Raw genomic sequence first — 13,809 nt, 5'->3', positions numbered from 1 at the left:
TTTGAAAATGGCGACGCGGCAATCATACCTGCCCACGAGAGATGCCTACGGAGACCGGCATGATCCTCTCTCAAAAACTCTCGACCTTCCGCTCCAGCTTTCAGTTCAAGCTTTTGCTCCGCTTCACGCTCTTCGCCGCGGCCATCACCGTTCTCTGCGTTACCCTCTTCGTCATCTACCAGATCAAAGAAGACAAGCGGCACGTCTCCGAGCAGCTCCGGCTCGAGGCCCGCACCCTGGCCAGCTCCATACGCCTTCCCCTGTACGCGGAGAACATGGAGCTCCTCGACTGGTACGCGCGGGAAACGCTGCGGCTCCCCGGGATCCGCTGCGTGGAGATAGTGGGGGGAAACGGCAAGTTGCAGGTCAAGGTTCCGGCTCTTCCCCCCGCCGGGGAGGAGCTGATCGTAGAGGGGGCGCAGGTGCGCACCCTGCCGCTGCACCTGTCGCAGGACCAGTCGCTGGAGGCGGCGGCGGGAGACCGCATCGGTGAGGTACGTCTTTATCGCGGCACCGACGACCTCTGGCAGGCGGGACGCAGGCTCGCCTGGTACTCGTGCCTGCTCGCCTTCGGCTGCTGGCTCTTAGTCTCCTTTTCCTGCTGCCTGCTGCTGCGGCGGGTCACCGCGTCGTTCAACTCGCTGATGCGCGGGCTGAAGAACGTCCACGGCGGCGATTACGTCTCCCGCATCGCGGTCACCTCCGATGACGAGCCGGGAAGGGCGTCGGCTTCGGTGAACGAGCTGGCCGAATCGCTCCGGCAGCGCGAAGAGGAGAACCGCCGGCTGCACAGGGAACTCTTGGCTTCGATGGATTTCGAGATCGCCTCGAAGAGGCAGCTGGTATCCATCAACGCGGACCTGGAAAAGGAGATCGCGGAACGAAGCCGCGCGCGCCAGGAGCTGAAGAACCTGGTGGAGCAGTTGCCGCTGGGGATCATCTGGTCCGACGACGACGGCGCCATCGAATACCTGAACGCCTTCGTCGCGCAGAGGATCGGCTACCGCGACGCCCGCAACGTCGACGAGTGGCTCTCCCGGGTCTGTCCCGATCCCTGCTACCGCGACCGGGTCGCCGCGCAAAGGTGCGCCGCCATCGCCGGCTGGGAGCGGGATAACCAGGTGACCTTCTACGAGGTGAAGGCGCTTTGCAGCGACGGCTCGCAGCGCCAGCTGAACTGCAGCAACCAGCGCTCCGGCTCGCGCACCGTCGACATCGTCATAGACCTGACCGATCGGGAGCTTTTGCAGCAGCAGATCGTCAGGAACCAGAAGCTCGAATCCATCGGGGTGCTGGCGGGGGGGATCGCACACAACTTCAACAACGCCCTGACCGGGGTCCTTGGCTACATCTCCTTCGCCAAGAAGTACCTGGACCAGTCCCACGCCGCGCACCCTTTGCTGTTGCACGCGGAGAAGGCGACCTTGCGCGCGGCCGGTTTCGCGAACCAGCTCCTGAGCTTCGCCAAAGGGGGCGCGCCCCTGAGAAAGGCGGTGCCGGTCGCCAGGATAGTCGAGGAAAGCGTGCAGCTTGCCACAAGCGGCTCCAACGTAACTGCGGCCGTCGAGCTTCCCGCCGACCTCCCTCCGGTGTACGTGGACGACGGGCAGATGCGCCAGGCCTTCAACTGCATCTGCATCAACGCGGTGCAGGCGATGCCCGACGGGGGGATGCTGACCGTGACCGGCAGGAGCGTCGCTTCCGCCCACGAGGGTTTCCCGGCGCCGCTTTGCGGCAGCTACGTCGAGTTGAGCTTCCGGGACCAGGGGTGCGGCATCCGCGACGAGGACAAGTCCAACATCTTCACCCCCTACTTCACCACCAAGGCCGAGCTTGGGACGGGGCTCGGGCTTGCCACGGTGCACTCCATCATCACCAGGCACGACGGGGCTATCACCTTCGACACCGCGCTCGGCAGGGGGACCACCTTCACCCTCTACCTCCCCGTATTCAGCACGGAGGCGCAGCCGCAGCAGCAGCCCGCCAAGCCGCTTACCGCGGCCGCCATCCTGGGTCGCGGTGTCCTGGTCATGGACGACGAGGAGATGATCCGCAACCTTGCCATCCAGGTCCTCTCCTCCCAGGGATACCGGGTCACCGTCTGCGCCAACGGCGAGGAAGCCGCCGCACTTTACGGCGATGCCTACCGCTCCGGGACCCCTTTTCTTGCGGCCATCCTCGACTTGACCGTCGCCTGCGGCAGCGGCGGGAAGGAGGCGGCCCGCCAGATCCTCGCCATCGACCCGCAGGCCCGGCTCATCGTCTCCAGCGGCTACAGCAACGACATCGTGATGAACCGCTACCGGGAGTACGGCTTCTGCGCCGCCTCCCCCAAGCCCTACGACGCCCATGAACTGTTCCGGCTCCTGAAGGAACTGGCAGCGCAGGGGTAACGCGGGCGGGGGCGTGAGCTACGGCATCGTCAAGCGCCACGGCGGGGAAGGGGACCGAGGTGACCGTCACCGTGCCGTTGCGGCAGGAAAGGCGGACGCGTATCCTGATCCGGCATGCTTAATTTTGTTTGACTTTTTCGGCAGCTTCTGGTTAAAGGTCTAGTCGGCGGGAGGCACGGTATTGCGTGCCGAGGTCGGAGCGGCGCGGACAGCAAGCGCTCCCCAGGAAGATAACGATAATACTAAACCATCCGCGAGGATGGGGCGGAAAGCCTACAGGGTCTCTCAGAGACAGCCGGGTTGCCGAAATATCTCTGACCAGATAGCCGGCAACCCGTTTTTTTTTGCCCCAATGTCTACCTTCAAACAGGCAATCCAAGAGAAAAGGAGATCACACCCATGTCCAGAAAAAGCATTGCGCTGGCGCTGTTGCTGCAGATCGCGGCGCTGCCGGTTATGTCGGCACAGGAGCTTTATGCTTCCTCCAACGTCGGGGTCGACGTCAACATCCATCTCGGCAATCAGCCGCGCCCGGTGGTAGTGGTCCCGCCCCCCGCGGTGGTGGTGGCCCCGCCTCCTGCCGTGGTGACCCAGACCCCTTACTATGACGACGACGTCGAGGAGGAGGTCGAGTTCGTCTATCCGGAGCCGCTGGGGTTCTATGTGGCGGTCGGAGTCCCTTATGACCTGTTCTTCTACAACAACAGCTACTACATGTTCCGGGACGGCCGCTGGCTCAGGTCCTACAGCAGCCGTGGGCGCTGGATTCCGGTCAGCTACCGCCAACTTCCCCCCCCGATGCGCCGGCACCGGATCGACCGGATCAGGGAGTACCGCACCAGGGAATACGTGGTCTACCAGCGTGACCGCGATCACTACCCGGGCCGGCACCGCTCCGACAGGGGATACTGGAAAGCCGCGCATCGCGAGGACAAGCACTTCGACAAGGAGCGGCGCCGTGAGGAGAAGCGCTACGACAAGGAGCAGCGCCATGAGGAGAAGCGCTACGACAAGGAGCAGCGCCGCGAGGAGAAACGCCAGGATAGGGAAGACCGCCGCGACGACAGGCGCGCCGACGGGGAGCGCCGCGGGCGCGACTAAGTGATGCAATTGACAATGGACAAAGGACAACGCTTTGTTGCCTTTTGTCCATTGTCACTTTGATGCCTTCTGCGCCAGTCCAAACTGCTACGACGGGGGGGCATTGTCAATTGAAGCACTTCGCTTGCGCTTTTCATCGTCAATTGTCAATTATCAATTGTCGATTGACCTTCCGGGAGATCCATGCAAACAACCTCCATCAACCGCTGTGCCTGGGCCGGGAGCGATCCGCTTTACTGCGCCTATCACGACCAGGAATGGGGAGTGCCGGTGCACGACGACCGTCTCCTCTTCGAGTTCCTCACCCTGGAGGGGGCACAGGCAGGGCTTTCCTGGATCACCATCCTGCGCAAACGAGAGGGATACCGCCGCGCCTTCGCCGCTTTCGACCCCGAGGCTGTGGCGCGCTTCACCGACGCCGAGCTCGTCTGTCTTGCCAGCGAGGAGTCCATCGTGCGCAACCGCCTGAAAATCGCCTCGACCCGCGACAATGCCCGTGCCTTTCTAGCGGTGCGGGAGGAGTTCGACTCCTTCGACGCCTACCTCTGGCGCTTCGTCGACGGCCTTCCGTTGCAAAACGCCCGGCGCACCCTGTCCGAGGTCCCTGCCTCGACCGCCGTTTCCGACCAGCTGAGCCGCGACCTGAAAAAGCGCGGCTTTCGTTTTGTGGGGAGCACCATCTGCTACGCCTTCATGCAGGCGGTGGGGATGGTGAACGACCACACGGTGGAGTGCTTCCGCTGGGCGGAGCTCGGCGGGAACATTGGAGAAAACCTGTAACAGCAATTGCGCGGCGCAAGGATTTCGGGTAATTTGTACAGGCGCCGGCGCGCGCAGGGGTTTCCAGTCCCGTTGCCGTTGCCGGCCGCTCATTCCCGCCTACGAGGAGATCCCATGTTCCGTCACACAAAGATCGTTGCCACTGTCGGACCCGCCAGCGAATCCGAAGAGATGCTCGGCGCCTTGATAAAGGCCGGCGTCGACGTTTTCCGCCTCAACTTCTCCCATGGCGACCATGCCGCCAAATCCGCCGTCATCCGCAGCATCCGCAAACTCTGCGACCAACATGAGCATTCTGTCGCCATTCTCGGGGACCTGCAGGGGCCGAAGATCCGCACCGGCCTCATGAAGGGGGGCGGGATGCAGCTCACCGCCGGGACCGAAGTGATCGTCACCACCCGGGAGCTGCTAGGCGAGGGGAACCTCATCCCGACCATCTACCAGGGGCTCCCCGGGGACGTGAAGCCCGACGACCGCATCCTTTTGGACGACGGCCTGATGGAGCTGAAGGTCCTTGGGGTGGAGGGGCACGACGTGCGCTGCCTTGTCGTGACTGGAGGCCTCCTCAAGGACCGCAAGGGGATCAACCTCCCCGGCGCCAAGGTTTCCGCCCCCGCCATGACCGGCAAGGACCGCGACGACCTCGAGTTCTGCATGGAGCAGCGGCTTGACTACGTCGCCCTTTCCTTCGTGCGCGAGGCAAGCGACGTCCAGGAATTGAGGAGCATCATCGACAGCCGCGGTTCCCAGCTCCGCATCATCTCCAAGATCGAAAAGCCGGAGGCCGTGACCAACTTCGGCGCCATCTTGCAGGTTTCCGACGGGGTCATGGTGGCGCGCGGCGACCTGGGGGTGGAGTTGAACCCCGAGAAGGTTCCGCTCATCCAGAAGCGGATCATCCGCAGTTGCAACGATGCCGGCAAGCCGGTGATCACCGCCACCCAAATGCTGGAGAGCATGGTTAACAACCCGCGCCCGACCCGCGCCGAGACCTCCGACGTCGCCAACGCCATTCTGGACGGCACCGACGCCATCATGCTTTCCGCCGAGACCGCGTCCGGCAAGTATCCGGTGGAGGCGGTCTCCATGATGGTGCAGGTGGCGCGTGACGTGGAAGCGGACCCGCAGCTCATGGCGCAAAGCTGCCATATCGCCCGGGCCGAGGCGGAGCCGAACCTCTCCGAGGTGATCGGGCTTGCCGCCTGCCATGCGGCGGAAAGCGTCAAGGCATCGGCGATCCTTGCCTTCACCCAGACCGGAGGGACCGCGGCCCTCGTTTCCAAGTGCCGCCCGGCCCAGCCCATCATCGCCGTAACCCCCTCCGAAGAGGTGCGGCGCGTGCTCGCCCTCTATGCCGGGGTGCATTCGCTGCGCGTAGATATCGAGGGGGACACCGAATCACAGATCATCTCCGTCGAGAAGGCGGTGCTGGAAACCGGCTGGCTCAACAAGGGGGAGCTGGTGGTGATAACCATGGGAAGCCCGCTTTCTTCCGCGGGAACCACCAACCTGATGAAGGTGCATCGGCTGGGGGAGCCTGAGGTTAAGCGGCGTCTTTGATTCGGCGCCGCGATAGCTGTGAGCGATGATCATGAAGAAGAGGGGATGGCGCGCTGCTGTCCCTTCTTTTTTTTATCCTGTGTGCTGGAATCGCTTGACCAACGGACCCGATTGCGAGATATATATATGCAAACCCGGATAAGCTGATCGGTTGCCTGATACGAGCCGACCGCCGTGAAAGTGAGAAAGGTGGAACCATGAAGACGCGCCAGTTCAAGAAGATCACGGTGCTTAAGCCAATGCCCGCTGCGGGATGCGCCCCGGGTGCCTTCCAGGACCCTGACGCTCCCCCCTGTTGAGGGCCGCGTACCTCCGCCGGCGGCGGAGAAGTGAACGACAAGGTCCCGGGATTCATACGCTGGTATCCGGCGGGCCAGGGCCAGGTGCCGCAGCTTTCCACCAGCTTGACCGCAGCCGATCGCCTCGGGGCTTGCAAGGCGCGCTGGGGGATCAACCGGATGCATTACCTGGTCCCCGCCGGCCTCTATGCCATCGGGGCGCCGGACGCGGAAGCGCCGGTCGTGGTCACGGCCAACTACAAGATGAGTTTCGACCTGGTGCGCAAGGCGCTGGCCGGGCGCAACGTCTGGCTCCTCGTTCTGGAGACCTTCGGCATCAACGTCTGGTGCGCGGCTGGGAAGGGGACCTTCGGCACCGACGAACTGGTACGGCGGGTCGCCGCGACCGCTCTCTCCGGCGTGGTTTCGCACCGCAGGCTCATCCTCCCGATCCTCGGAGCGCCCGGCGTGTCGGCCCACCAGGTGAAGCGGCGCTCCGGCTTCGACGTCGCCTATGCCGCCATCCGTGCCGACGACCTTCCCGAGTACCTGGACAACGGCGGCAGGACGACGGCGTCCATGCGCGAGCTCAGCTTCAACTGGTACGAACGGCTGGTGCTGGTCCCGGTGGAACTGGTCCTGGTGCTGAAACCTTCCCTTCCGGTTGCGCTCATTCTCTACCTTGCCGCCTGGCTCGCCGCAGGTCCCGGGGCGGCCGCGACCGTCGTCGCCGGGTATGCCGGCGCCGTCTTCACCGGGGTCGCCGCGGCGCCGGTGCTCCTTCCGCTGCTCCCCTCCAGAAGCTTCGCCGTCAAGGGAGGCGCCGCCGGCCTAGTCTACACCTTCCTTTTCCGTCTGGCGGCAGGAGGCGAGGGCTGGAGCCTGCCGGTGACGCTGGCGGCTTTCCTCGCCTTTCCCGCCGTCACCTCCTTTTACACCCTCAATTTCACCGGCTGCACCACCTACACCTCGAAATCGGGGGTGAAGAAGGAGATGCGCCTGGGACTGCCGGTCCTGGGGGGGGCGATTTTGGCCGCGCTGCTCCTCGTGACCGTGGGACGAATGCTCTCATGATGGAGAAAAACGTATGAAGGGATTCAGGTATCTAGAAGGGGTGGCGACGCTGGAGTTGAACCGGGAGCTTTGCGTCGGGTGCGGCAGATGCATCGAGGTTTGTCCGCACCAGGTGTTTCAGCTGGAAGAAAAGCGGGCCTTGTTGGCGGACCGGGAAGCCTGCATGGAGTGCGGGGCTTGTGCTCTCAACTGCCCTGCCGCGGCCATAAACGTCGATGCCGGGGTGGGGTGCGCCAGCGGCCTCATCAACGAGTGGCTCAGGGAGAAGAGGATTCCCGGCTTCACCGGCAGCGGCTGCTGCGGCTAGCTCGCCCGCTGCGGCCTTGGCCATTCTTTCGATGCAAATATACGGATTAACATGTTTTTCCCTTTGCCGGCAGCGTTTTCGCTAACGTCTGCAATTCTTGACTATCCCTTCAAAACTGTTAAACATTCCTAATGCGTGAAGGGGGCGGCGAAAAAAGGAGAGGAAACAATGGATAAACCCATGGTCAAAATAGCATCCTGCAACGTCACGGATTGCTCATACAACAAACATAATTCCTGCCACACTATGGCCATAACGGTCGGTGGTCCCGGCGACACTTGTCCTAATTGCGATACCTACATGCACAGCAACCAAAAGGGCGGCGTGATGGACGTCCAAGGTGGCATTGGCGCCTGCAAGGTCGAGAATTGCAGTTACAACCAGTCCCTCGAATGCACCGCGCAAAGCGTTGATGTCGGCGTGCACGAGTCCCATCCGGACTGCTTCACCTACAAGCCCAAATAACCGCCACCAACTCCACCGCGACCCACCAAACCAGGTTCGCCCCCTTCCCGCATCCCTTCTTCCAGGCTGCGCGTCACCGACCGCAGCAATCGACATTCGCGCTGAGTCAGGTATCATCATCTTCATGTCGCAGGTAATTCAGGTGGGGAAGGGAGAATAACGATGGCAGCGGAAGTATACGTAGACCAGCAGGTATGTATCGGGTGCGGGCTCTGTATGAGCATAGTCCCGGAGGTGTTCCGCTTGAACGATGCAGGGGTATCGGAGGTTTTTGACCAAAACAGCGCGGGAGAGGCAAAGATCCAAGAGGCGATAGACAGCTGTCCCGTGAATTGCATACACTGGCGCTAGTTTTGGGAGCGCCCGGGGGAGGGTGGCGATGACTACCGAACTGAGGGACGAGCGGTTGCAGGAACTGGGAGAGAGCAATTACCAGATGCTGAGGGACACTTACTGCTCTATCCAACAATTGAAGGGGCTGGTGGACCGGATGCACGCGGGCTTCATGCAGCACGGCATCACCTTTGAGCTGGATACCCTGATGGCTGTGAAACTGACCACCGACCGTCTCTTCGACGAACTGGAGTGCTACCTGCGGCCCGAATTCGATCCCGACAGCGCCTATGACGACGCTTTGGCCGAAGAACCTTGAATTCCCTTACGCTGCATGAATGAAAAAAAAGCCCGCCTAGTGCGGGCTTTTTCAGTTGAAGTGGTTGTTTAAACTACAGTGTTCTCAGATTGCTGAATTCACCGTTTTCCAGGTACGTCCTTGGAGTCTCCACGAAGGCATAAATTTCCTCCATCCGTTCCAGGTGACGGCGTTCCTCGTCTGCCAGCATGAGCAGGCTCTTGCGGGTCTGTTCGTCCCCGGCCCTTGCTGCCAGTTCTTGATAAAAGCTGATGTCCTGCTCCTCCTTTTTAACGGTGAACAGATACAGGTCCGGATCCTTGTCCTTTTCCTCAAGCAGCTCGCTCTGAGTAAGGAAGGGGCGGTAGCTGCAGACTGAAACGTCGAGGTCTGCGAGCACTGTCGTCTTGCTCTCCATACCCTTCTTGAGGTCCAGCAGTCTCTTCCTATGTTCATCCTCGCAGCCGGCCAGCATTGAGAAAAGGATCTTCAACTCTGAATCGGTCGCCTTTTCAACGAGCCCCATAAAGTAAGTCCTAGTGTCCTCTTCTCTTTTGATAGCACAATCGAATACGTTCATCACTTGTCCTCCTTTTGCCAGAGAAAGAAGCGAATGTTTATGTCACCACCTGCCATACATTATAACAGAAGATGGAATGTTAAGTGTAGTCGCAGTGAAGAAAATCTATGTGAAGCTCAGGCCGGCGACGGCGGAGCATGTCACGCGGCGTCCGCATTCAATGTAAAAAAACGGCTGAAGACTTCAGCGTCGGCTGCATAGCCGCGTGAGCTCACTCGCAGCCTCGCCGGTATGCTCCACTGCCTTTAATTAGCCAAAATGGCATGGAAAACCCCGCGTGGTTAAGCTATCCTCCTTGTCGTCGCAGAAAATTAAACGGCGCAATGCGCCGTTGTGGAGGTAGCTGGGTGGGGCAAGAAGAACCGAAGAAAGAACCGTGGCTGAATTATCTGGCTCTTAGCACCGTGGTGATCGCCGTCTGTGCAACGCTGTCCACCTTTAAAGGAGGCGGGTATTCGACGAGGTCTGTGCTCATGCAGAACCAGGCCTCGGACCAGTGGGCCTTCTTTCAGGCCAAGAGCATAAAGGAGGCCCTGGCAGAGAACGAGCGGGGCCAACTGGAACGGGAGGGGAACCGGGGCGGCGGCGCCGAGCTTGCCGCGAGACTGAAGGCGTGCAATGACCGCATTGCCAAGTATGAAAAAGAGAAGGGTAAGATCCAGGAGCGCGCCCAACTGTTGGAAAAAGAACGGGACGAGGTTCTACGGCATGGCCGCCCATTCGGGGTGGCTGTGATCTTCCTGCAAATCGCTATACTGCTTTCATCCGTTGCCGCGCTTTTAAAGAAGCAGTGGGTCTGGGTTGCAGGCATGGCAGTCGGCATCTGCGGTCTAGTACAGTTCGCCAATGGTTTCTGGTTGTTTATGTAGCTCATAGCTTTCTATCTACGCGAGCTTCCCTGCCGCAACTCCAGGGAAGCTCGCGCCAGTAGACTCCCCATCTGCGATACTCCCCAATTGTTCCTTCTCTTCTTCATCTTTCATCGTAAAGCAGACCCTTCGCCAGAGCGTGCATAATCTGTTCATAACCGGTTTACGCGCGCCTATGTCTACCACTCCTGACAATTAGGCTCCATAGCCTCATGGCTTAAAGTGTGTAGAATTACGGGTGGGTTGGGCACAGTATCTATCAGCCCCAGTAAGCATTGGAGGAGCCATGATCTATCGCACTTTGGGCAGCACCTACGAGAAGGTATCTGCCATAGGAATAGGCGGCTGGCACCTGGGGCTTCCCCAGGTTTCTGAGGGAGAGAGCGTCCGCATCGTCCGCAGCGCCATCGACCGGGGCGTCAACTTTATGGACAACTGCTGGGATTACAGCGATGGCGTCAGCGAGACCCGCATGGGACGGGCCCTAAGAGACGGCTATCGCGACAAGGTCTTCCTCATGACGAAGATCGATGGCCGGTCCAAGAAGGAGGCTGCCCGGCAACTCGACCAGTCCTTGAAAAGGCTCCAGGTGGATATGATCGACCTGGTCCAGCACCACGAGGTGCTCCGTTTCGAGGACCCTCACCGCATCTTCGACGAGGAGGGGGCGAACCAGGCGCTTTTGGAGGCGCGAACAGCGGGGAAGATCCGCTACATTGGCTTCACGGGTCACAAGGACCCCCAGATTCATCTGCACATGCTAAAAGTCGCGGGTGAGCATGACTTCCGGTTCGACGCGGTGCAGATGCCTCTCAACGTCATGGACGCGCATTTTCGCAGTTTCGAGAAGCTTGTGCTTCCGGAGCTGGTCAAGGAGAAGATCGGCGTGCTCGGCATGAAGTCGATGGCCAACGGCATCCTGCTAAAGTCCGGCACCGTTACCGCCATCGAATGCCTTCATTACGCGCTCACTCTTCCCACTTCAGTCGTGATAACCGGCATCGACAGCATGGAAATTCTGGACCAGGTGACCCAAGCCGTTGAGTCCTTCCGGCCGCTCAACGGTGCTGAGGTGGGCGACCTGCTGGCTCGTACTGCCGAAGCCGCCATGACTGGATATTACGAGCCGTTCAAGACCACCTCGTTGTTCGACGGGACCGCAACTAACCCGCAATGGTTGGGGGAGGAACCAAAGCGGCTGCAGGATCTGTTTTCCAAGTAACATCCGGCACTTTTCATTGTTTTGCCGGTGCCGGTTCGTGTACCTTGTGTGTGGCTTGCTGGCTGAGCCTATGAATTCATGGAAAGGAGGGAATGTCTATTGCAATACGTAAAGCATCTCATCGCCATCTCGTTTTTAGTGGGGGCTGTGGCAGGTCCCGTCAATGCCGATCCGCTGGTTATCGATCCCTTTTACACCTTCAATCAATCCCCATTGGTCCAGATCTACGGACTCCCTTCAGCTGAAAGTGCTACCGTTCAGCCCGTCGGGAAGGCTTTGGCACTGCTTTCCCTGGATGTTGCGAACACTTCCTATGACTGGGAGACGGCGCAGGAAAAATTGATCCTTGACGGTGAGAGCGAGCGGATGACGCTTGCGCTACGCTATGGCATCGCCAGGGGGGTGGAACTGGGGTTGGATGTCCCGGTGGTGGCCTACAGCGGTGGCATATTCGACGGGTTCATCGAGGAGTGGCACAGATTTTTTGGCCTACCACAGGGGAGCCGGACCGAGACAAAGGAGGACCGTCTCCTCTTCGAGTATGACAAAAAAGGGCAGGAGCGGCTGAGGATGGACAACTCCACCGTCCGCCTCGGTGATGTCAGGGTGTCTGGCGGCTGGCAGTTGTACCATGACGGGGGCGTAAACCCCAAGGCGGTGGCGCTGCGGGCGAGTCTCAAGCTCCCCACCGGCAGCAGCTCCAGGCTGACCGGCAGCGGCAGCACGGACCTGGCCCTCTGGCTGAGCGGAAGCAGCGATTATGCTCTCTCTTGGGGACATGCGACCGTTTTCGGGGCGCTGGGTGGTATGGCAATGACCGACGGGCAGGTGCTGAAAGATCAGCGGGAGAATCTGGTAGGGTTTGGCAGTCTGGGCGCAGGGTGGTCCCCGATGGAAAAGTTCGCCCTCAAGGTGGAGTTCTCTTCCCACACTCCCTTCTATAGCGACAGCGACATGAAGCCTTTGACGTCCCCGGCTGTGGTCTTGTTGTTCGGCGGCACCTATGCCTTCTCACCGGCTACCGCGTTGGATATCGCCTTGGCCGAGGATCTCAATGTCGAGGCGTCTCCCGATGTGGCGCTTCACCTGGGACTCAGCCACCGCTTCTGAACGGCCGGGGCTGCCTAATAGGGGGACTGGCTCCGCAAGGTGCCTGTCCCCCTGGATTTCGTCCCCCCTGGATTTATTGAGGCGCGGCGGAGTGAGGCAACTGCAGAGAATAGATGGGGAACTCCATGTCGTCTATCCCGCCGTTTTGCGGTACTTGGTGAATCCTGGATGCCGTGAAGATGAGGGAGTCGTTTGGATCGATGGTGAAGGTGTCGGCCCAGCGAATGCGCGGGTCCTGGACCAGCGTCAGTATCTCGCCGGCCGGAGTGCGGTAGACGACGGCATCGTGCTCCAAATCGCCCAGATAGAGGTTCCCCTCCGCATCGAACATCATCCCGTCGGGAGCGGGAGTCTTTCCCAGGTCTTCCACCTTCGCCTCAAGGGCGGGTTCCTGCTTCGGATCGTAAAATGCTGCCACGAGCGCCTTGGTGGGGACCCGGTAGAGGTGGTAGCCGGTGAGGGCGTGGTAGTAGAGGTATCCGTTTTTGCGGTCGAGTTCGATCCCGTCGGCATGGATGCGAGGAGGTCTGCCGTTGCGCAGGAACTCCTTGCCGTCGATCCTGAGCGTGATCTCCTCGGCCTTCGTGGAAGGGTGTTGCGCCAGAACTCGGCGGGTGTTGCCTGTCGCGATGTCGACAACGACGATGGCCCCAAGGCCTGAGTCGGTGATATAGATCTTGCCGGCGGCATCGTCGATGCGCAGGTCGTTGAGATAGGATCTTTGCGGGGCGACTCCGCTGTCGAACTCGTACCAGCGCTTCAATTGGTTCGTCTTCAGATCGAAGACGAAAAGTTTTGCCGAGCCGACCACGCCTGCGAACTGCGGATTGCTTGGGTCAAGCACGTAGAGAGAGTCGCCGTGCGCCACCACCGATTGCACGCATGTGAAACGGTTGGGCTGCGGGTACCCTTCCCACCGGTTCCACTCCGTGTCCGGGTAAGGTTTAAAAGAGCCGTCAGGCGACACTTCCACTACGGAGAAGGGGACCCCTTCGCGCCACCGTGGGAAGTTTGCGAAAAGCCGACCGGTATTGGTCGAGGTAACCCCGGTGACCTGTACTCCCTTGAAGGTGGCGACGGTCTTCAGCCGGTCCGGGACTGTCTTCGGCCGGGCCTGGACTGTCTTAAGCCGGTCCGGCTGCAGAGTTTGCTTATGCGCACATCCGATGCAGATCGAGATTGTGAGTAAGCAGAGGCTAAGCCACCTTGCCATTGTTGCAATTGCAATACTCAACTTCGTCTTGGGCAGGACTCCCCTCGGCCATAGCGAACCTTCTTTTGCCATCGATGCGCTCCTTTTGCTGCTCTTGTTTGGCTCCCAAACTTGCAACAGGATAACACAAGCAGCTTCGTTGCCTACCCGTCCGTGGCCGTGGCTGTACTATTTCTTCCTTCAAAGAGAAAGGATTGGGGTAAATACAAAAAGAGCCGGCGGTTCA

Annotated in this window: 14 protein-coding genes and 1 riboswitch; of the genes, 12 read left to right on the top strand and 2 right to left on the bottom strand. The window is 60.4% G+C overall.

Annotation, left to right across the window (positions count from 1 at the left end; translation table 11 throughout):
* Positions 1–59 precede the first annotated feature (59 nt).
* From K419_RS0115595 to K419_RS0115550, 9 genes are all read left to right on the top strand, one after another.
* Entirely contained in the window at positions 60–2,393 is a 2,334-nt protein-coding gene (locus tag K419_RS0115595) for an ATP-binding protein (protein ID WP_026842399.1), read from the top strand.
* A 231-nt stretch (positions 2,394–2,624) separates the two neighbouring features.
* A riboswitch (cyclic di-GMP riboswitch) is annotated at positions 2,625–2,701 on the top strand.
* 91 nt (positions 2,702–2,792) lie between these two features.
* Positions 2,793–3,494 carry a hypothetical protein gene (locus K419_RS0115590; RefSeq protein ID WP_026842398.1) on the top strand — a complete coding sequence of 234 codons (702 nt, stop codon included), beginning with the start codon at positions 2,793–2,795 and terminating at the stop codon, positions 3,492–3,494.
* Positions 3,495–3,677: 183 nt separating this feature from the next.
* Complete coding sequence (locus K419_RS0115585; RefSeq protein WP_026842397.1) at positions 3,678–4,274, top strand: DNA-3-methyladenine glycosylase I; 597 nt, start codon at positions 3,678–3,680, stop codon at positions 4,272–4,274.
* A 114-nt stretch (positions 4,275–4,388) separates the two neighbouring features.
* The gene (pyk, locus tag K419_RS0115580; protein WP_026842396.1) at positions 4,389–5,834 is read left to right on the top strand and encodes a pyruvate kinase; all 1,446 of its coding nucleotides are present in this window, start codon (positions 4,389–4,391) and stop codon (positions 5,832–5,834) included.
* 197 nt (positions 5,835–6,031) lie between these two features.
* On the top strand, positions 6,032–7,186 hold the full coding sequence (gene hgcA, locus K419_RS0115570; RefSeq protein WP_404813202.1) for a mercury methylation corrinoid protein HgcA: 1,155 nt from the start codon (positions 6,032–6,034) through the stop codon (positions 7,184–7,186).
* 13 nt (positions 7,187–7,199) lie between these two features.
* Positions 7,200–7,493 (top strand): mercury methylation ferredoxin HgcB, encoded by a 294-nt coding sequence (hgcB, locus tag K419_RS0115565; RefSeq protein WP_026842394.1) that lies wholly within the window; start codon positions 7,200–7,202, stop codon positions 7,491–7,493.
* Positions 7,494–7,661: 168 nt separating this feature from the next.
* Complete coding sequence (locus tag K419_RS0115560) at positions 7,662–7,958, top strand: DUF1540 domain-containing protein (RefSeq protein ID WP_012529616.1); 297 nt, start codon at positions 7,662–7,664, stop codon at positions 7,956–7,958.
* Between the two features lie 162 nt (positions 7,959–8,120).
* A complete protein-coding gene (locus K419_RS0115555) occupies positions 8,121–8,309 on the top strand; it encodes a ferredoxin (protein ID WP_026842393.1) in 189 nt (62 codons plus the stop codon).
* Between the two features lie 28 nt (positions 8,310–8,337).
* Positions 8,338–8,610 carry a hypothetical protein gene (locus K419_RS0115550; RefSeq protein ID WP_026842392.1) on the top strand — a complete coding sequence of 91 codons (273 nt, stop codon included), beginning with the start codon at positions 8,338–8,340 and terminating at the stop codon, positions 8,608–8,610.
* Between the two features lie 73 nt (positions 8,611–8,683).
* Here the strand turns inward: K419_RS0115550 and K419_RS0115545 are convergent, their stop codons facing one another.
* Positions 8,684–9,169, bottom strand: coding sequence for a ferritin-like domain-containing protein (locus tag K419_RS0115545; RefSeq protein WP_026842391.1), 486 nt, complete (start codon positions 9,167–9,169; stop codon positions 8,684–8,686).
* Positions 9,170–9,516: 347 nt separating this feature from the next.
* Here K419_RS0115545 and K419_RS0115540 point away from each other — a divergent pair, with 347 nt between their 5' ends.
* The 3 genes from K419_RS0115540 to K419_RS0115525 all read left to right on the top strand — a co-directional run bounded on the left by K419_RS0115540 (position 9,517) and on the right by K419_RS0115525 (position 12,370).
* On the top strand, positions 9,517–10,038 hold the full coding sequence (locus K419_RS0115540; protein WP_026842390.1) for a DUF4337 domain-containing protein: 522 nt from the start codon (positions 9,517–9,519) through the stop codon (positions 10,036–10,038).
* Between the two features lie 286 nt (positions 10,039–10,324).
* Positions 10,325–11,260 (top strand): aldo/keto reductase, encoded by a 936-nt coding sequence (locus K419_RS0115530; protein ID WP_026842389.1) that lies wholly within the window; start codon positions 10,325–10,327, stop codon positions 11,258–11,260.
* Positions 11,261–11,359: 99 nt separating this feature from the next.
* Positions 11,360–12,370 (top strand): DUF3187 family protein, encoded by a 1,011-nt coding sequence (locus K419_RS0115525; protein WP_026842388.1) that lies wholly within the window; start codon positions 11,360–11,362, stop codon positions 12,368–12,370.
* Between the two features lie 73 nt (positions 12,371–12,443).
* Here K419_RS0115525 and K419_RS0115520 read toward each other — a convergent pair whose 3' ends face one another.
* Positions 12,444–13,583: an SMP-30/gluconolactonase/LRE family protein gene (locus tag K419_RS0115520; protein ID WP_226377711.1), complete on the bottom strand. Its 1,140-nt coding sequence runs from the start codon at positions 13,581–13,583 to the stop codon at positions 12,444–12,446.
* Positions 13,584–13,809: the final 226 nt, after the last annotated feature.

The organism is Citrifermentans bremense R1 (assembly GCF_000426865.1).
GTDB lineage: Bacteria > Desulfobacterota > Desulfuromonadia > Geobacterales > Geobacteraceae > Geomonas > Geomonas bremensis.
Note: the sequence above shows the minus strand (reverse complement) of the source record. Positions and strands in the feature narration are given on the sequence as shown.